Consider the following 18,588-nt stretch of genomic DNA (forward strand, 5'->3'; position numbering starts at 1 on the left):
ACCAACCCAGGGGGTCAACTTTCCCGAACCGAACGGGGGTCAGTTTTCGCGAACCGTTGACAGCTGGGTGGCGTCGGATTCGAGCGTTGGTGGTGGGGTGTGTTCGAGGACGCGGTGGTCGGTGTCGAGGTGCAGGGTGGTGCCGGCTGGCCAGGGTCCGTTGAGGATGGCGGTGATGGGGTAGGGGCGGGCGGCGGCGAGTGCAGCGTGCAACCGGTGCCGCGCGGGTGTGGTGGAGGGCGCGGGGACGAGCAGCAGCCCGGCCGCACCTACGGCTCGCCCCGGGTCCACGCCGAGCTCCGCCGCCAGCACGGCCTGCGCATCGGCCGGGCCCGGGTGGTCCGGCTGATGCGCACCCGCGGCCTGACCGGCGCCACTGCCAACGCCGCCACCGGCCCAGCACCATCCGCGACCCACACGCCATCCCGGCCCCCGACCTGGTCGAACGCGACTTCACCGCCGCCGAGCCCGACCAGCTGTGGGTCTCCGACATCACCCAGCACCTCACCGACGAGGGCTGGGCCTACTGCGCGGTCATCCTCGACGTCTACTCCCGCTCCCGCCGGGTCATCGGCTACTCGATCGCCGAGCACGCCCGCACCGAGCTGATCACCAACGCCTTGACCATGGCCTGCCAGCGCCGCCACCCCACCCCGGGACGCATCGTGTTCCACTCCGACCACGGCGCCCACTACACCTCTTGGGCCTTCACCACCCAGCTCGCCGCCGCCGGCCTACACGCCTCCATGGGCACCGTCGGAGAGCGCTACGACAACGCCCTGGCCGAGAGCTTCTTCGCCACCCTGCAAACCGAACTGCTCGACCGCCGGCCCTGGCACCACCGCCACCACCTCGAACAAGCGATCTTCGAGTGGATCGAAACCTGGTACAACCCCCGCCGCCGCCACTCCGCCCTGGACTACCACTCACCCAACGACTACGAACAAGCCCACACCCAGGCCGCACCCGCGGCCTGACACACCCACGTGTCCACGAAACCCGAGCAAGCCCATCTGCACCAGGGCGCGCATGTGGGTGCGGTGGGTGTCGTAGAAGGCGATGCTGCCCTCCAGGTACCCCGCGCAAGGCCTGCCAAGGCCGACGTGGCGCCGTCGCTGTGCGGGCGCACCGCCGCGCCACCGGTGGCGTAGATCCGTACGTCGAGAGACGTACGAGTGTCGGTGTCTCGCGGCGGATCCGGGACCGACCCGGTGCTCGGCCTCGCGACCCTCGTGACCGGCCTTCTGACGGCCGCGGTGACCTGGTCGCTGCGGTCAGCTCGCGGGTGATCGACGAGCAGGCGGCCGAGAACGAGACACGGCTCGCGGCCCGCCAACGCCGCGCGGTCGCTGCACGGTTGCGCGGTTCCTCGGCCCGGGCAGCACGAAGGTCCCGCATGTTCGCGAGCAGAACCGGTACGCCCGCCACGGCGGACAACGCGGCCGCCGCGATGCTGACGAAGTCCCAGTTGAGGTCGTGCCAAAGTCCATAGACGAGCAGAAACATAACCGCAGCCGCGATGAGCACTACGGATACCCATCCGTCAGCCACCATCCATTCAAGGCGGCGCGCTCCCTTCGAGCGGCTGATGGCTACGCCGGCGGCAAAGGTTGCAAACACCATGAGAAATACGATCGAGAAGAACGTCAGCTGACAGGCGTCGTGCCACAGGCCAACCCAAACCCCGATCAGGTAGACGATCGCGGCGGCGACAAGGTTCGCGAGCACGTTGACCCCGACATCGCGGGCAAACCTCTGCACGTCTGGTGATCATGCCCGCCCGGTGTTCGGTCCTCCCCGTTGCCCCGGATCGGCCACGGCGGACTTACGTCGATGCGAGCGGCGAGCCGACAGGCGCTCCTCCGAACCGATCCGCAGTGGCCCGACCACCGGCAGATCTTACCGAGCGTTGCTCTGATTGTTCGAGGACTTACGTCCGATTGCGTAGCGTGGGCTTATGTCGAGGAATTGCTCCGGCCCGTCATCGAACGACACCCCTGATCCTTTGGTGAATCGGTGGATCCCACGGTTGGGTGCGCTGGTGGTACTCGGCGTGCTGTTGGTCACCCTGCCGAGTTTTCACCTGAAGGCCAACACCATGAAAGCCGTGGGTGGAGGGCCTTCAATGCTGAACCCGGTGGGCTGTTCTAAGGCTCCATCGTCGGTAATGGACATGCTCGGTGTCCTGGATGGGCAGCCGCCCATACCGCATCGGGGTGTCCGAGCCTGCGGATAGGAGGGTGATTGAACTGTGGGACGAAGAGGGAACCGGCCGTTTGTGGCCAGGTGTGCTGGCCTTTCCTCTCGGCTCTTTCCGGCCAGCGTCAGGAGGTCGATTCTCGCGCTGCTGGTTAGCTGTAGGTTATCAAGTTGTGTGCTCGGTAAAAATCGGGTATGCGGCCGGGGTGCATGGGTCGATTTCGCCGCGGCTTCATAGATCGTGTGTTGAGCGGAGCCCTTCACGCTACCCTCGGGGGTCGGTAGCGTGGGCCGAGCGGGTATCCATCGGAGTGCGAAGAACGGCCCCGACCTGCTCAAACCGGTCAGGTCGGACATAGTGTCCGTCATATTTGATCTGCGCTGAACACGAATTGCCTGCAGAGTTGTGCGCTGTTCCGTGACGCAGTCGATGCTGTGGTGCAAAAATACGATTGGAGAGCTATGTCCTCATCGGTGTCCGGGGCGGCCGGTCCGAACTTTCCAGATCGTTCGGCCGGTTACGTGATGCGCAAGCTGCCGTACATCACGTTGTTGTTCTGGATTGTGAAGATTGTTGCCGTCACCTTGGGGGAGACTGCGGGAGACCTGTTCGGGATCACGATCGGGGTCGGCTATGTCGCGACCGCGCTGATCTTTCTCGCGTTCTTCCTGATCGTTCTGACTCTCCAGATCAGGGCCCAGCGGTTCAGGCCGGCGCTCTTCTGGGCAGTGGTCTTGGGTACCAGCTTGGTAGGTACCGAGGTCTCGGACTTCCTGGACCGCGGTCCCGGTGACTCCAGTGCTCCTAACGGTGTCGGTTACGGATGGGGCGCACTCATCCTTGCGACGCTGCTGGCGATCATCTTCGTGGTGTGGTGGCGGACTGGGCAGACCTACGACGTGGAGAACATCGCGAGCCGCAAGGGGGAGATCCTCTACTGGATCGCGATCCTGGTGTCGAACACCCTGGGCACCGCTAGTGGCGACTGGCTGTCTGATGACACCGGCCTCGGGTTCCGCAACGCCTTCCTTGTCATCGCCGGGATCCTGCTGGTGATCGTCGCCGCCCACTACTTGACGAACATCAACACCATGCTGTTGTTCTGGTTGGCGTTCATCCTGACCCGCCCGCTGGGGGCGGCCGGTGGCGACTCGTTGATCAAGCCGGTCGACGAGGGTGGTCTCGGCTGGGGCACATTGTGGGGGTCGGTCGCGCTGTTCGCTCTGCTCGTCGTGTTGGTCGCCTGCCAGGCGGTCCAGGTCGGCCGCACGCCGCTGAAGCCTTTGCCGTACCCGATCAATCGGCGTACCGGCGAACCGCAGCAGCCGAGCGGCGGCGTGGTCGCTTCGACGACGGAACCGGGTGCCGGCGACGTCGGTGCGGCGAGTGCGTCTGATCGCCGCGTCGGTAGTCGCGAGCAGAAGGACTGACGACTGCCGCGGCAGGGACCGGTCCGGTGCCGCTGGCTAACACGGCGCCGGGCGGATCGTCGCCCCGCGCTGCTCCCAGGCCGAGCTGCATAAGCGCAACGGTCGGCGACATTGCCACAGCCGTCCGGGCGAGCTGCAGCCCTGCGACATCAACCCCGGAACAAAGTCGGGAAGGTCCTCGCTCGACTTGGTCCGACAAGCCGATTCCAAGGCAGCGTGGAGCAGGTCGAGGTGGACGTCGGTGCTGCGCTCGTAGCAGGTGCGCAGGCGCTTGAAAGCGGTGGACCATGCGAAGGCCGTTCGACGACCCAGGACCTTGCCCAGTCTGGAGCCTGTGGGTGCCGAGAACCCTGTCCTGTCATGCGACCTCGCGTCGGCGGTGCTGGATGTTGCGGCTGGCGGGTGGGGGAGCGACCTGTCGGACCTAACCCGACCGGGACCTGGGCGACAAAGCAGGCCCGCCTGCCCGCAGTCTCGACCTCCTCGACTCAGCCCACTTCACTGTGATTGGTCTGGCCGGCTCTGCGGTCGCCGAGGCCCTCACCGACCATTCCATCCCAGGGGCCGAGCGACAGCCCGTACTGCGCGAGCGGGCGATCGACGCTCCCCCCGCTCGTCCGTGGTGCAGGGCGGCGACTTCCAGCTCACGACGTGGGTATCCGAGTGGCCGACCCCGTTCCCGTCACTCGTCCAGCTCCTGCACACCGGAGGCAGCGGGAACTACGGCAAGTACTCCAACCCACAGGTCGATGCGCTGCTCGACGACGCCGTCGCCACCACCGACAAGGATCGGCAGGTCCAGGACTACAAACAGGTCGAGGACATCGCAGGAAAGGATCTCGCCATCGGCTGGTATAGCCGGGCCTACACCGGCCTGCTGACCCGCACGAACGTCAAGGGCATCGTTCTCGACGTCCCGACCGGCCCGCAGATGTGGGCATACGCCTGGTTGTCCAAGTAGTCCGGCCGTGGCATCGGACCCCGGCGGATCCGATTCTGCAGTAACCGCTGAGCCCACATGAGCTTCAGTGTGTCGTCGGCGCCCATCGTCACCCTGGCGACGGGCGCCGACGTCCCAGGTCCGGCTGTGGGTGCCGAGAACTCGGTCACGTTATGCGACCTGCAGATACTCGTGTACGAGACCACCGAGGCGGTCTCGTCGCAGCGGCCGAACGGTCGCTCCGGAGGGCGGGGGAGTGTGGCGGGCGGGCGGGAGCGGGGAGCACCAGGGCACCGGTGGGATGGGCGGTGATCCCGGCGATGCGGACGCGGCGGGTGCCGTGCTCGATCACGACCAGGATGTAGAGGCGACGGGGGAGGACGGTGTCGACATGGGCGAAGTCGACGGCTAGGACCGCGTGGGCCTGCGTCGCCAGGAACTGGCGCCAGGTCGGGCCGGACCGCAGGGGAGCGGGATCGATGCCTCCGCCCTTCAGGATTCTGCACACGGTCGAGGTAGCGACTCGGTGGCCGAGTCCGACGAGCTCACCGTGGACACGTCGGTAGCCCCAGGTCGGGTTCTCGCGGGCCATCTGCAGCGCCAGGGCCTGGATTCGCTGCGGGGTGGGTGGGCGGCCCGGTTGGCGTTTTGGGTAGGTCCAGCGGCGGGCGACGAGGCCGGCGTCGTGCCAGCGCAGCAGGGTTCCGGGCGACACCAGCCGTGGCCGGCGCAGCTGCGTGGGCAGGAGCCTGCCCAGTGCGCTGAGGAGAGCGCGGTCATCCCACGTCAGCGCCGGGCGCGGATTGCGTCGTCGATGTACGGCGACCTCGTAACGGTGGACCAGGATCTCGACGTCTTTCTCTGCGTCGGGTCGGGCGAGCAGCGCCAGTCAGCACGCGGGCGAGCATCAGGTACGTGAGTCGGAATGCCACAGCAGGCGATCATGCTGGCCGGAGTTCGGGCTGTGGCTGCGGGCGTCGCTGGTTGCGAAAGTGCTGATCAGACGCCGTGACACGGTTCTCGGCACCCACACACACCCTCAACTCGTACAACGCACCCGCGAACCGCTCGACACAACGCGCATGCTCGCCGTCGATCCGCACGGGCTCCCCGTAGCCCCGATCCTCGCAGCTGTCTCCGATGGGCGAATCATCAAATTCGTCGACAATGCAGCACTGACTAATGTACCTCCGCCGAGGCGACTACCGGCCGACATGAACCGAGCGCCGTTGCAGTGCTAGTCCGACTACTTGACAACCGCCTGCCATGCGAGATATTGCGGACCGATCGGTCCAGCCGATTCCTTCCGAAATGCCCGAATAGTGGCCGCTTTGCCGGGGTCGTACCACGAATCACGGCCTGAAAGTGGACCGGCTGGTCTGGCCTGGTTAGCATGCGATCGATGCCTAGAGATGATGCCGGGGAGGACACCCCGCTGCGGACTCACCGCGTCGATCAGGCAAAGGAACTCGTCCCGCACTGAAAGAAGAAATTCACCATGAAGACACCGCTGCAGAAGGTCGCCATCATCACTGGAGCCTCGCAGGGCATCGGCTCCGCCCTGGTCGACGCCTACCGCAAGCGCGGCTACGCAATCGTCGCCAACTCGCGCTCTATCACGCCCGCCGACGACCAGCACGTCCTGACCGTCCAGGGCGACATAGCCGACCCAGCCACCGCCGAACGCGTCGTCGCTGCTGCGATCGACCGCTACGGCCACGTCGACACCCTCGTCAACAACGCGGGGATCTTCTTCGCCAAGCCCTTTACCGAATACACCCTGGATGACTACGCCGCCTTCACAGGCACCAACCTCGCCGGCTTTTTCCGCATCACCCAACTCGCCGTCGAGCAGATGCTCGCCCAGGGCAGCGGCCACATTGTCAACATCACCGCCAGCATTGTCGACAACGCCGACGCCCGCGTGCCCTCCGTGTTGGCAGCGCTGACCAAGGGCGGGCTGCAGTACGCCACGAAGTCCCTGGCGATCGAGTACGCCGCCCGGGGCATCCGCACTAATGCCGTGTCTCCCGGCACGACCAATACCCCTATGCACCCGCGCGAGGCCCACGACACCCTCGCCGCTCTCCAGCCGGTCGGCCGGTTGGGCGAGCTGAGCGATGTCGTGGACGCGGTGATGTACCTGGAGAGCGCCTCGTTCGTCACCGGGGAGATCCTCCATGTTGATGGCGGCATGAGCGCAGGCCACTGAAATGGGAACAGAAGCAAGGGGCAGCAAGAACGACACGGAAGCGATCCTGCATGGCGTTCTCGACCGGATGGTCATGGAAGAAAGTGACTTTGTCGTGGTTGGTGGCGGGACAGCCGGATGTGTCCTGGCCAACCGGCTCTCCGAGGACCCGACGGTGAGGGTGATGCTGCTGGAGGCCGGCACCGCGGACGCCCCTCCCGCCGTGTCGGACCCGGGTTCCTGGTTGCGGCTGGCTGGTACGGAGGTCGACTGGGCGTTCTCCACGACTCCGCAGAAGCAGACCGAAGGCGCTGTGCATCCCGTTCCACGGGGAAAGGTCCTCGGGGGATCGAGCAGTATCAACGGAATGATGCACATCCGCGGCCACGCTCTCAGTTACGACGCCTGGGAGAAGGGCGGCGCGACGGGGTGGGGTTATCAGGAGCTGCTGCCGTTTCTGAAGCGCAGCGAGACCGCGCCGGGATGCGATTCCGCCTATCGGGGAACCAGCGGACCGATGATCGCGGCGCCTGCCTACGACACCCACCCGCTGTTCGACGCCCTTCTGGACGCCGCGATCGAAACGGGTCATGCCTACCACCACGACCTCAATGGGGCTGACGGCGAGGGTTCGTCGTGGACCGAAGTGAATGTCGTCGGCAGGAAGCGCCAGTCCGCCGCCGACGCCTATCTGCGCCCGACCCTGCACCGCCGCAATCTCACCGTGGTCGACCGCGCAGTCGCCCGCAGGCTCGTCCTCGACGGGCAGCGGTGCCGCGGTGTCGTCTACATCAGGGATGGCGAGGAGCATACGGTCGAGGCGCAGCGTGAGGTCGTCCTCACCGCCGGTGCGTTCGGCTCGGCACAGCTGCTGATGGTGTCGGGGGTGGGTCCGGCCGAGCAGCTGCGCGAGGTCGGCGTCAAGGTGCGGGCGGACCTTCCCGGTGTGGGCGAGAACCTGCACGACCACCCGCTCGTCGCCCTTGCGTACACGGCGCGTCAGCCGGTTGAGAGGGGCTTCTTCCGCAAGCCGAACGTCCTGTTCAGCAGCGGCCTTTCCGACCAGCCCGATCTGCAGATGATCTTTCTCGACAGCCCCCTCTATCCGCGCCTGCGGCCGGGAGAGGAGAGCGGCTACTCGGTACGCGTGGCGCTGATGACCCCGTTCAGCCGCGGCTCGCTCCGCCTGGCCGACGCGGACCCCGGCACGGCGCCGCTCATCGACCCGAACTACCTGGCCGACGAGCGCGACCTCGACCGCCTCGTCGTCGGCCTGCAACGGGCCAGGGAACTCGGCGGGGCGAGGTCCCTCGACGGCTGGCGGGAACGCGAGGCCGCCCCCGGCGCTGCCGCACGCAGCGACTCCGACCTGCGCGACCACATTCGACGGAGTCTGTCCACCTACCACCACTTCGTGGGCACCTGCCGCATCGGTACGGACACACATGCGGTCGTGGCGCCGGATCTACGGGTGCGCGGCATCGAGAACCTCCGCATAGCCGACGCGTCCGTCATACCCTCGATCGTCTCGGGCAACACGAACGCCACCGTGCTCGCCATCGCCGAGCGGGCGGCCACCTTCCTGACGTCAGGAAGCCCCGTCAACCACCGGTGAAGCCACACGGGCCCTCGTCACGGTCCCCCTGAACCAGCGGGCTGTCGCAGCGTACGTACCGGCCTCAGGCCTCGAAGTCGGTACTGCGGGCCGTCGCTTCCCATTGTCTGAACTCGGCCCGGGCAGCCTCCAATTGGGGGCCGATCACGTCCGCGGCATCGCTGCCGAGCGGCTCGGTGCGCCCTGTCGCACCTGTCGCTCTGTCACTTGACGCGTGTTGACCTGCCAAACGGGTGTGACAGTCGAGTGGCAGTCAGGAGTGACAGCAAGTCTCCACACTCTCTTACCGACAGGGTCACTGATGAGGCTGAAACAGGGGGGCTGCCTGTTTCAGCGTCTTTCTCCTGGTGGCAAGCGGAGCACTGAGTGACAAACTGAGCGACGATCGCCGGGGAAATGAGAAGCCCTCCTTGGACGTCCACGGACGTTCGGACTGAGTCTGATCTGGCCTTTCACCAGGTCTTTCGTCATGATCGGGTGCCTAGGGGTCAAAAGGGTCGCAGGTTCAGATCCTGTCGTCCCGACGGCACGATGGGACGACCACCGAGGGCCTGGCGTGATCGCGGTCGGTTCACGGGGCGAGTTGATCACCAGCCCCGGCCCCTCGGGCAGAACACCGAGCCCGCGGCGACGATTCCGGGCCGACGCCCGCTGCGAACACCTACGACAGCCGCGAGCGCGCGGACGACTCTCGCCCTTCCGAGCCTGCGCAGACCTTTGCTGTTCTCGTCGCAACCGACCAGGACACAGGTCTGTCGGCGTGACCCCGCCTGTACCCTCTTTGATGCTGCTCTCAAATGCTGAGTTGTTCATCACGGCGAATCCCTCGACGGCGGCGAGGTATCCGGAGTAGTCGGGCCGTCCCGTGCGTGAGGAGCCATGGATCTAGCGGATGCACCGTCGCCCCCGCACGCGGCTAGGAGAGCGCCGAGGGCAAGGGCAAGAAGCAGGCGCCGGAAATTTACCCCACCGCCTTCCCGTTTCGTCCGGTTCCCGTGGCAGGAAAATCAGGTGCCGGCCTCTTCGGACGACCGCGCCGGTGGACGAAGTCGCCCGGCCCGGGGTGTCGATGGACGTCGTGCGCCGGGTGACGTTGTGTGAGAACGGGCCGAGCTTGATCCCGAACGACCGGCGGCCGGGCCGGGTGACCGTGACGTAGAGAGGGGCGAGCCGGAAGGCCCTCACCGGCAGCCCAGGCCGACCACGACCGGCGCCGAGCCGCCGGTGACGGCCATCCTGCCGCGTCGCGGCACCTGTTCAACCGAATCCTCGGCCGGCTGAAGCCACAGTGGCGAGCCGATCATTTTTGATGCGGCGGTGGGTGACGACGCGGCTTTGGTCGGAGGCTCTGGTGACCGGGGCCGAGTCGGCGTGGGCACGCAGCTTTCGGGCGTCGGCGAACCGGGTGCAGTCATCGCCGATTTCGCCGAGCAGCCGGGCGCCGGCGAGGCCACCGAGGCAGACGCAACGCCGGCCACACACCTGGCTTGGGTACGAACACGATCCCGACGGCGCAACCGATCACCGCAGGCTTGACCTGCGAGAAGCGCCGAGCGGTCGACAGAAGCGGCGCGACCGGTCCGACAGCGAGTCGTTCAGAGTCGGACATCGTCCACAGCAAACACGCCGAGATCATAATAGACCGGGATCTCAATGGTTTTTGGTGTAGTAGGAAGGCGCGGGCACTCTTGCCCGGATTGCGAATTTTTCGGCACGGGGCACATGCACCAACACTGGGTGTCGGCAGCGGCCAGGGGTTGGCACGGGGGCGATCTGCGTTCCGTCGGTGCAGCATCATTGTATTGCCGCCCTCTCAGCTGTAAAACTGAGATATAAGGCTCCGGAGGTGCGGAGATTATGAAGTCAGCTGGGTATATGGGTCAGATGCGCTCCGACTTGATGTGAGGCCGTTGTGTGAGCACGCCAAGGCTCGAAGGTTCAATCCCCGGAGCGATGCGTGTGGGCGTCGGCTGCCTACTATTCGATGTCAAATCCTCAAGGGGTTTCGATGAGTTCAGTCCGGCCCTACCGTCATGCCGTCGTTATTGGTGCATCCATCGGCGGTCTGTGCGCGGCGCGAGTGCTGAGCGATGTTGCCGAGCGTGTCACGCTGGTCGATCGCGACGAGCTCCCGGTCGAACCGATCGCGCGCCGTGGTGTTCCGCAGAGCCGGCACCTTCACCTTTTACTTGCCCGGGGGCGCAGCGCGCTTGAGGAGCTCTTCCCGGGGCTCAGTGATGAGCTGATCGCTGCGGGTGTGTCCGCAATCGACCTCCAGTCTGACTTTCGCTGGCATCTCGACGGCTACCTGGTGCGGCCCGAGCCGTCTGGTCTGATCGGGCTGGCGGTCAGTCGCCCTCTCCTGGAACTTGCCATCCGGTCCCGGGTCGAGGCGCTGCTCGGTGTGACGATCGCCGACCGCTGCGAAGTGACGGGTCTGGCGACCTCGCCCGACCGCGCCCGCCTCACCGGGGTGCGCACCCGGAACCGGGCCGACGACAAAGCGGAGTCGACGATCGACGCTGACCTTGTGGTGGACGCCGCCGGTCGTGGCACGCGCACCCCGGTGTGGCTGGAGGGACTCGGGTACACCCGTGTCCCGGAGGAACGGTTGGGTATCCAGGTCGCCTTCATCTCTCGAACCTATCGGCGGGAGCCCCACTATCTCGACGGGCACATCGGTGAAACCTTCAGTCCCTATCCCGGCCGCCAGCTAGGTGGTGTCGCGATGGCGCAGGAGGGTGATCGATTCATAGTCACGCTCGCCATCCGTGGAGAGGAGAAGCTACAGATCGGCAGGGCGGCGATGGCCGACTACGCCGACAGCTTCTCCCCGGGCATCGCGGAGGTCATCCGTACGGGAAAACCGTTGAGCGAACCCGCGCAGATGCGCTTCCCGGCGAGCATTCGCAGGCGCTTCGAGCAGCTGGACCGGTTCCCGGAGGGCTACCTCGTCATCGCCGACGCACTGTGCAGTTTCAATCCCCGCTACGCCCAAGGGATGACCGTCGCAGCACTCGAGGCCCTGTTGCTGAGCCGCCTGATTCGCGAAGGCGGCCATGAGCTGCATCTAAGGTTTTTCGCTGCCGCGGCAGCGCTTCTCGACACCCCATGGGACCTGATGGTCAGCGGCCCGAACGTCGAGGGCGAGCGCACCGAGGAGATGTTGGCGATGGACCAGTACCTCGAGCGATACCGTGCGGCCGCCGCGAAGGACGCTGTACTCGGCACCGAGCTGATCCGTGTAATCAACATGCTCGACGAGCCGAGCCGGCTGTTTGCCCCCGACCTGGCGGAGCGGGTGAACCGCACGGCACGTCCGTGCTCAAGGTGAGCTCCACGACCTTGCTCGTGGTGGTGATCATCGGCAGCGTGTCCTTCGGGTCTTCATCGTGCTCGCCGCTCTCTGGTCGGACCGGGTGGGCCGCAAGCCGGTGTATCTCGTGGGGTCAGGGCTGTTGGTGGTATGGCCGGTGCCGTTCATCCTGCTGGTCGACACCGGCTCGACTGCTCTGATTCTCGTGGCCGCGCTCGTTCTGGGATCGGGCTCGGCGCCTCCTTCGGCCCGCAGGCGACATTGTTCGCCGAGATGTTCGAGCCGCAGCACCGCTACAGCGGCGCCGCCTTCGCCTTCGCCGTGGGGGCGGTGCTCGGCGGGGGCTTTGCCCCGCTGGTGGCCACCGCGCTGCAGACCTCTACCGGCACGTCGCTCTCGGTGTCGCTACATATGGTGGGCACGGCCAACATGTCCGGCGTGACGCTGTTTCCCGATCCACTCGGTGATCGGATCCCTGACCCGGACCGTGTCCCGGCCGCGGATGCTCGCGGCTCGCCACTCCCCAGCAGTCGGTCGGTCACTCTCGTTTGCCGCAGCGCTCCCTGGACGCATGCCGGGTGCCACCTCCGATGAGCCTCAGACTGTCCGGGGTACCGCTCGGGATGGTCTGCTCGACCGTGTCCGGCCTGCGACTGTCAGGCCCGCGCAGTGGTGTCGGCGGGCTCGCGTCCCGCGCCCCATGGGCTGGCCTCAGTCAGGCCCTCGTCGGCCTCCAGGGGATCCTGCACGCCTCGGCCTCGGTCTTGGGTTGCTCTCGTTCACGTCCTGCGGCAGTACCGGTTCTTGGCACGCGGGCACGATGGTGGCGAACGGCGCCTTCTGCGCGAAGGCTAATCATGACGCTGTTGTCACGTTCGCTGCCGCGCCGACGGCCGGCTCCACATGAGCAGGGACACAGTCAACTCGACTGCTGCCCGAATTGCGAAGCCTCAGGCACGGGGCACCTGCAGAAGCCCACGGGAGCGGGGAGCAACCAGGGGTTCGCACTGGAGCGATCGCGGTTTCAGCGGAACAACATCGTCCGTGTCGGCATCCCTAACCAGAGGGTTGGCTCCGTCATCGCTCGACCCCGACCGCCAGTCCCGCGAGCCCCAATCCCGTGCCCCTTTCGACCCCGACGCGGCGGCCCCCCACTTATTCATGTACTGAAATCTTGGAGGTCTCCATGGCGCAGCCTCGTGATGTGCTCATCAAGAACGCACTGGTTCGTACTGTCGCTGAACGCAGTTCTGTTCATGATGTTGTATTGCTTGGATTGAGGGTCATAACGCCTGCATGACTCACCGCGTGAAAGGGGCTCCGGATTGTCAACGGATTTTTTGATCCGCCCGCGCAAAATCCGAGCGAGCAAGTTCCGCGCTTCCCATGTCTGGCGCGATGGTGGTCCGATTTCTGACCTGCGGCGCTGGCGTGATGAATTGCGGGAGTCGCTTGCGATCAAGGCGTATCGGGCCGACGGCGGAGCTGCCTGGATCAGTTACGCCGATTTCGCCCACTGTGTGGAGCGGTTCGCGGGTGCCTTGTACGAATTGGGTGTGCGGCCGGGCCACGTTGTGGCGTGCCAGCTACCGAACTGGTGGCAGGCGGAGGTGTTGCTGTTGGCGGCTGCGCGGCTGGACGCGGTGGTTGCGCCGATCATGACGGCAATCCGCCCGCGGGAGTTGGAGCGGATGCTGCGCCGGTTAGGCGCAAGCGTCTGTGTCACAGTGGATGAGTGGCACAGCTTCCCTCATGCTGCAGCGTTGAGGGAGATCGCCGCGCGGCTCCCTGAGCTGCGTCATCGGGTGGTGATCGGGAGCACGGTTGATGGGGAGATCGAGTTTAGTTCGTTCTTCGAGGAGACGCCGTGGGAGGAGCGTCATCCCGTGGCGTTGGACGACGCACGGGAGGATCCGGATCGGGTCTTCATGGTCCTGTTCACGTCCGGTACCTCGGGAGAGCCGAAAGGTGCGCTGCACACAAAGAACACCTGGTACTCGTGTACATCGGGGATGGTTGAGCCGTTAGGGATCACATCCACGGATGTGATCTTCACTCCACACTCTCTGATGCACGCGGCCGGGCAGTTCTTCTCCAAGATGTCGTTGCTCACCGGTGCGAGCATCGTCCTGCTGGATGATTGGTCGGGCGAGCGGGGCCTGAAGGTGCTGGCCGACAGCGGCACGACGCAATTCATGAGCGCGCCCTCGTTCATCTACGACATGATCGCGGCCACCGCTGGGGCGCGGCCGGTTCTCCCAGCGCTGCGTGTGGTTGGGTCCGGTGTCACGACCATACCGAAGCCCCTGGTCGCGGAGGTGCCGGAGGTGTTCGGTGTGACCTTGCGGGCGATCTGGGCCATGACCGAGGTTGGAGGCTGCACGGTCACCCGCAACGATGATCCGCCGGACTGGGCGGCACACAGCGACGGGCGGCCCACGACCGCGGTGGAACTCGACTTGCGCCCCGAGGCCGCGATCAGCAAGGACCAGCCTGCCCAGCTGTTCGTACGCGGTGGCTCCGTGTGCCTGGCGACGGTGGGCCGAGACTCGGGAGCGCTGACCATCATCGCCGATCACGACGAGGGCTGGTACGACACCGGCGACCTCGCCATCTCGGACGGGCGCGGCGGGATCCGGCTCATGGGCCGCGCCGGCGACCGCATCGGTGGGATGTTCATGATCCCGGTCAACGACGTCGAATCCGAGCTGCTCAAACATCCCGCCGTGTCCGATGTCGCCATAGTCGGCTATCCGGACGAGCAGGCCGGGGAGCTGGCATGTGCAGTGATCGTCCCGTCCACCAGGCCTCCTGTCACCCTGGACGAGCTGCGCAAGTACCTCGCCGGCAAGGGCATGACCGAGTGGTACCTGCCTGCTCGTGTCGAGTATCTCGAGGCCCTACCCCGCAACGATAACGGCAAGGTGCGCAAGGAGTTGCTCAGGCGTTTGCTCCTGGACGCCACCACCCCGACGTGAGAAGACTCAACGCGATTGGCCAGAGGCCGATCGGTGTGCCATTAGCTCCGGTACGACTATCCGACCCTGTGACAATGAATGGAACGAAGATGTCGCGTGAAGTAGTAGGAAAGATCAAATACGAGTATGATGTGACGACAACTGTCTTGCTCGGCGTCGACTTTCAACTCGCGTTCGGGGAGAGCAGTTGGGAGCCCGTCCCGGGTGCCGCTGCTGCGGTTGACAACTTCCGGGCTGCCGCAACCGCCTGGAGAGCGGCGGGCGGGACCGTCGTCCACCTGGTCACTACATTCACCGAGGATCGCCGGCCCACTGGGAGGGCCACGGATTTCGCGCCGGACGCTGCCGATGCTCTCGCAGTGAACGAGCCTATGGCAGCCAGCTATCCGGATGTGATCATGAGCGATGAACTGGTGATCGCTAAAACCAGCTTCTCTGGCGTGTTATCGAGTGACCTTGTGGCTCGACTGCATACCGATGGAGTCGACTCGGTCGTGCTCGGAGGACTCACGACCCCGATTTGTGTCCAGACGACAGCGGACAACCTCTCGATGTCAGGCTTCAAGGTGACAGTGCTCTCCGACGCTTGTGCATCACAGGCGATTGGCAGGTTGTCGGCTACGGAGGCGCACAACGCCGCGATCGAACGGCTGGCCTACCTGTTTACGGCTGTCGCAACAACGGCGGACTTCGTCGTTGAGGTCGCACTCGACTTCAAGAAGCATCTCGTTAACTGATCAACGTCGCTACGGACCCATGGGTGATCCACGATGGCCCAGTTGCAGAAGGATCGGCGTCGATTGTCCCCGCTACAGCGAATGGCAGACGCTCACGCCGACGCGGTCGCCGCCCACGTTCGCCGCGTCGCACGCTGCGAACGACTCGGGCTCGACGTCGCGATCGTTTCTGAACTTCGGATCGGCGTGTCGCCCTCGCGGGCGCAGTTTAAGCATTTCCTCGCCGAGATCGCTCGCTAACTTAGTTAGAATCTGGCTGTACGTGGTCCGCGCCAACACCCGTACCAGAACATGGGGAGACGACGCATGACTGATCAGCACTACGACGCGATTGTGATAGGGACCAGCCAGGGCGGCCGGTTCCTGCCCGTCGAGCTGGCGAAGGCGGGCCAGAAGGTGGCGCTCGTCGAGCGCAGCAGACTGGGCGGCGTCTGCGTCAACACGGGGTGCACCCCGACCAAGACGATGGTGGCCAGCGCGCGCCTCGCCTACCAGGCGCGCCGCGGCGCGGAGTACGGCGTGCGTATCGGTCCGGTATCGGTGGACCTGGCCGCGGTGCGCGAGCGCAAACGGGCCATGGTCGCCGGCGCGCGGCAGAACTACGCGAGCCGCCTGGCGCAGGACGGGCTCGACCTGATCGAGGGCGAGGCCCATTTCACGGGGCCGAAGACGGTGGAGATCGCCGTGACGGACGGCGGGACGCGGCAGATCAGTGCGCCGGTGGTGGTCATTGACGCGGGCACCCGACCCAGGCCGCTGGCGATCAGCGGCGCGGGCGACGTCCTTGTGCTCGATTCAACGTCGATCATGGAGTTGGGCGAGCTACCGGAGCACCTGATCATCCTCGGCGGCGGCTACATCGGGCTGGAGTTCGGGCAGATGTTCCGTCGGTTCGGCAGCGAGGTCACCATCATCCAACGCGCCGCGCGCCTGATGATGATCGAGGACGAGGACGTCTCGGACGAGGTCGCCGCTATCTTGCGCGATGACGGGATCACGGTCCTGACCTCGTCGACGCCGGTCCGGGTTGAGCCGGGCGACGGCGGCCGCTTGCGGCTGGCCGTTCGCACGGAGGACGGTGAACGACAGATCGAAGGGTCGCACCTGCTGTCGGCCATCGGTCGGATCCCGAACACGGAGGCGCTCACCCCCGAGGCGGCCGGCATCCGTCTCGACGACCACGGCTTCATCGAGGTCGACGAGTACCTGGAAACCAGTGTCCCCGGCGTCTACGCGATGGGGGACATCAAGGGCGGCCCGGCCTTCACCCACCTTTCCTACGACGATTACCGCATCCTGCACGCCAATCTCATCGCGCACGAGAAGGCAAGCACGCGGGACCGGATCGTTCCGTACACGATGTTCATCGACCCCCCGCTCGGCCGCGCCGGCATGACCGAGCGCGAGGCCAGGGCGCAAGGACGCGCGATACGGGTGGCGAAGCTGCCGATGAGCGCCGTCATCCGGGCCATCGAGACCGGAGAGACGCGCGGCTTCATGAAGGCCGTCGTCGACGCGGACAGCGGGCAGATCCTGGGCTGCGCGGTCCTCGGCAGTGAAGGCGGCGAGCTCATGACCATGATCCAGGTCGCCATGCTGGGCAAGCTCACCCACACCGCCATGGCGGACGCGATCTTCACGCACCCGCTCCTGGCCGAAGGCCTCAACACCCTCTTCGCGACGTTCGACGCCTAAAGACCTACGAACGCGAGCACGCCCTGGAGTCCATCGCGGCGAGCGACGCAGCGTGAGCCGTCGGATGCCAAGTCACCAGACTTGGAGTGGGCCGTGCAGTGGGCGAGTTCGCCGCGGTCACCGCGGAGATCGGCCAGGTGCTCGACGCCGACCAGGCGAATATGACCCGATTTGGCAGGGTCTCCCGGACCGTGCATGCGCTGGCCGACGTCGCCAACGGCGCGGAGGGCGGGAGGTCCGTGGGTCCGGCGAACCGGGCCTGTGTGTGCTCGGTCCGCACGGGATCACGGTGAACGTTGTGCGCGGTGTCTGCCCTCGGGGGTCTTGTCGACGAAGCCCATCAGGCGACCTCGGTTGAGCGAGCGGGCGCCGATTCCGCGCCGTCGAGCCAGGCATGGAATCGCTTGCGCGGTACGAGCCAACGTCGGCGGACTCGGGTTGCCGGGATGGACCCGTTCCGCACGCACTCGTAAGCGACCCCGCGGGCGATGCCCAGAAGTGCCGCCACCTCGTCGACGCTGTAGGTCAGCGGTTCTGTCCCCGTCATGCTGGTCTCCCTTGAGTAACCCTGCTCTTTCGCTGCTGTTGGTTCCGTTCTGCGATGGCCACAGCCAATTCGGCTCGGCGTAGGTGCGGTGTCCGATGGACGAGGCACCGGTCGTTGACGACCGTGACCGTGACCGTGGTCAGGTCGAGGGCGATGTCGTTCGAGTCGTCGGTGTCGCGATCGAGTTGGGCCAGGTCCTCGGCCAGTCGCACGTGCGCCGGTCCGCGCGGAGGGCGCCGGATGTGGTCGAGTAGCGCTGGTTGTCTGGTCCCAGTTGATGATCGTGTAGCCGGCGATGTGCTTGTCGGCCCGCTCCGGGGTGAGGTCGATGCCGGCCCGTCCGACGACGGCGGCGACCTAGGTCGCAGTGGTCCCAGACACCGCTGAGGTGGTCGAGGTAGATCAACAAATGACGCCGCTCAGGTGGCCGGTGCCCCACTGATCCGATCATGCCGGACCAGTGCCCGCATCGAACGCGCACGTCAGGGCGGTGGCGCCATTTCGCGGCGGGTGGTGGGGTGAGGCGTTGCCGAGCTGGCGGACCTGCTCGCGGCGCGTCCCAACACGCGGAGTCTTGGCCACCCGACAGATCACCTCACACGACCCGGCCGAACCTACGAGGCCGGTCCTCGCTCCATTTTGGGTCCGGCGCCGCGAGATCCCCGGCCGTCCGCGTGATCTTGACCGGGGCGCTGCGCCTGCGCCGGTTCCAGCGTGCGCACGAACACCCCAGGCTGCCGAGGCATCACCACCTCGACCGATTCATTACTGGTCCCTCTCCTGAGCCGGGCGCGGCGTGTCGGACCAGTTACGGCGAGGGACAGTCCCGGCGCGCCGGCAGTTCTCGAGGTGCAGAACGGAGGTGTCGGAAGGAGACGGCGAACGGGCGGCCGGTGGAGATGCGTAGTCTCTGCCGGACGGTCGGGCGAGAAGGTGTGG

16 protein-coding genes and 1 pseudogene are annotated in these 18,588 nt (G+C 66.0%); 14 read left to right on the forward strand and 3 right to left on the reverse strand.

The features are described from left to right. Positions 1-114: 114 nt before the first annotated feature. The 5 genes and pseudogenes from ABD743_RS44565 to ABD743_RS26620 all read left to right on the forward strand — a co-directional run. Positions 115-324: pseudogene (locus tag ABD743_RS44565) on the forward strand (hypothetical protein); the annotation flags it as partial. Continuing rightward, on the forward strand, positions 228-977 hold the full coding sequence (locus ABD743_RS26600) for an IS3 family transposase (protein WP_379659371.1): 750 nt from the start codon (positions 228-230) through the stop codon (positions 975-977). The pseudogene ABD743_RS44565 and the gene ABD743_RS26600, both read left to right, overlap by 97 nt. Before the next feature lie 499 nt (positions 978-1,476). Then, positions 1,477-1,770: a hypothetical protein gene (locus tag ABD743_RS26605; RefSeq protein WP_344724972.1), complete on the forward strand. Its 294-nt coding sequence runs from the start codon at positions 1,477-1,479 to the stop codon at positions 1,768-1,770. An 891-nt stretch (positions 1,771-2,661) separates the two neighbouring features. Further along, entirely contained in the window at positions 2,662-3,630 is a 969-nt protein-coding gene (locus tag ABD743_RS26610; RefSeq protein ID WP_344724974.1) for a COG4705 family protein, read from the forward strand. A 622-nt stretch (positions 3,631-4,252) separates the two neighbouring features. Then, on the forward strand, positions 4,253-4,591 hold the full coding sequence (locus tag ABD743_RS26620; protein WP_344724975.1) for a hypothetical protein: 339 nt from the start codon (positions 4,253-4,255) through the stop codon (positions 4,589-4,591). A gap of 145 nt (positions 4,592-4,736) precedes the next feature. Here ABD743_RS26620 and ABD743_RS26625 read toward each other — a convergent pair whose 3' ends face one another. Next, positions 4,737-5,285, reverse strand: a complete 549-nt coding sequence (locus ABD743_RS26625) for a helix-turn-helix domain-containing protein (protein ID WP_344724977.1) — start codon at positions 5,283-5,285, stop codon at positions 4,737-4,739. Between the two features lie 783 nt (positions 5,286-6,068). Between ABD743_RS26625 and ABD743_RS26630 the strand changes: the two genes are divergently transcribed. Together ABD743_RS26630 and ABD743_RS26635 are read left to right on the forward strand one after the other, a co-directional pair. Beyond that, positions 6,069-6,782: an SDR family NAD(P)-dependent oxidoreductase gene (locus tag ABD743_RS26630; RefSeq protein ID WP_344724978.1), complete on the forward strand. Its 714-nt coding sequence runs from the start codon at positions 6,069-6,071 to the stop codon at positions 6,780-6,782. A 73-nt stretch (positions 6,783-6,855) separates the two neighbouring features. Continuing rightward, positions 6,856-8,376, forward strand: coding sequence for a GMC family oxidoreductase (locus tag ABD743_RS26635; protein ID WP_344725118.1), 1,521 nt, complete (start codon positions 6,856-6,858; stop codon positions 8,374-8,376). A gap of 1,257 nt (positions 8,377-9,633) precedes the next feature. On the opposite strand, the gene ABD743_RS26640 is transcribed toward ABD743_RS26635, so the two are convergent. Beyond that, positions 9,634-9,858, reverse strand: a complete 225-nt coding sequence (locus tag ABD743_RS26640) for a transposase (RefSeq protein ID WP_344724980.1) — start codon at positions 9,856-9,858, stop codon at positions 9,634-9,636. A 526-nt stretch (positions 9,859-10,384) separates the two neighbouring features. Between ABD743_RS26640 and ABD743_RS26645 the strand changes: the two genes are divergently transcribed. From ABD743_RS26645 to ABD743_RS26670, 6 genes are all read left to right on the forward strand, one after another. Next, complete coding sequence (locus ABD743_RS26645) at positions 10,385-11,710, forward strand: FAD-dependent oxidoreductase (protein ID WP_344724982.1); 1,326 nt, start codon at positions 10,385-10,387, stop codon at positions 11,708-11,710. A gap of 255 nt (positions 11,711-11,965) precedes the next feature. Then, positions 11,966-12,286, forward strand: coding sequence for a hypothetical protein (locus ABD743_RS26650; RefSeq protein WP_344724984.1), 321 nt, complete (start codon positions 11,966-11,968; stop codon positions 12,284-12,286). Positions 12,287-13,017: 731 nt separating this feature from the next. Beyond that, on the forward strand, positions 13,018-14,670 hold the full coding sequence (locus ABD743_RS26655) for an AMP-binding protein (RefSeq protein ID WP_344724986.1): 1,653 nt from the start codon (positions 13,018-13,020) through the stop codon (positions 14,668-14,670). A gap of 74 nt (positions 14,671-14,744) precedes the next feature. Next, on the forward strand, positions 14,745-15,407 hold the full coding sequence (locus ABD743_RS26660) for a cysteine hydrolase family protein (RefSeq protein WP_344724988.1): 663 nt from the start codon (positions 14,745-14,747) through the stop codon (positions 15,405-15,407). Between the two features lie 306 nt (positions 15,408-15,713). Next, positions 15,714-17,102 (forward strand): mercuric reductase, encoded by a 1,389-nt coding sequence (locus ABD743_RS26665; RefSeq protein ID WP_344724990.1) that lies wholly within the window; start codon positions 15,714-15,716, stop codon positions 17,100-17,102. 86 nt (positions 17,103-17,188) lie between these two features. Further along, positions 17,189-17,395, forward strand: a complete 207-nt coding sequence (locus ABD743_RS26670; protein WP_344724992.1) for a hypothetical protein — start codon at positions 17,189-17,191, stop codon at positions 17,393-17,395. Between the two features lie 47 nt (positions 17,396-17,442). On the opposite strand, the gene ABD743_RS26675 is transcribed toward ABD743_RS26670, so the two are convergent. After that, a complete protein-coding gene (locus tag ABD743_RS26675; RefSeq protein WP_344724994.1) occupies positions 17,443-17,649 on the reverse strand; it encodes a helix-turn-helix domain-containing protein in 207 nt (68 codons plus the stop codon). Positions 17,650-17,744: 95 nt separating this feature from the next. Here ABD743_RS26675 and ABD743_RS26680 point away from each other — a divergent pair, with 95 nt between their 5' ends. Then, positions 17,745-17,903: a hypothetical protein gene (locus ABD743_RS26680; RefSeq protein WP_344724996.1), complete on the forward strand. Its 159-nt coding sequence runs from the start codon at positions 17,745-17,747 to the stop codon at positions 17,901-17,903. The last annotated feature ends 685 nt before the right edge of the window (positions 17,904-18,588 follow it).

It is taken from the genome of Pseudonocardia yunnanensis (assembly GCF_039534065.1).
Taxonomy (GTDB): domain Bacteria; phylum Actinomycetota; class Actinomycetes; order Mycobacteriales; family Pseudonocardiaceae; genus Pseudonocardia; species Pseudonocardia yunnanensis.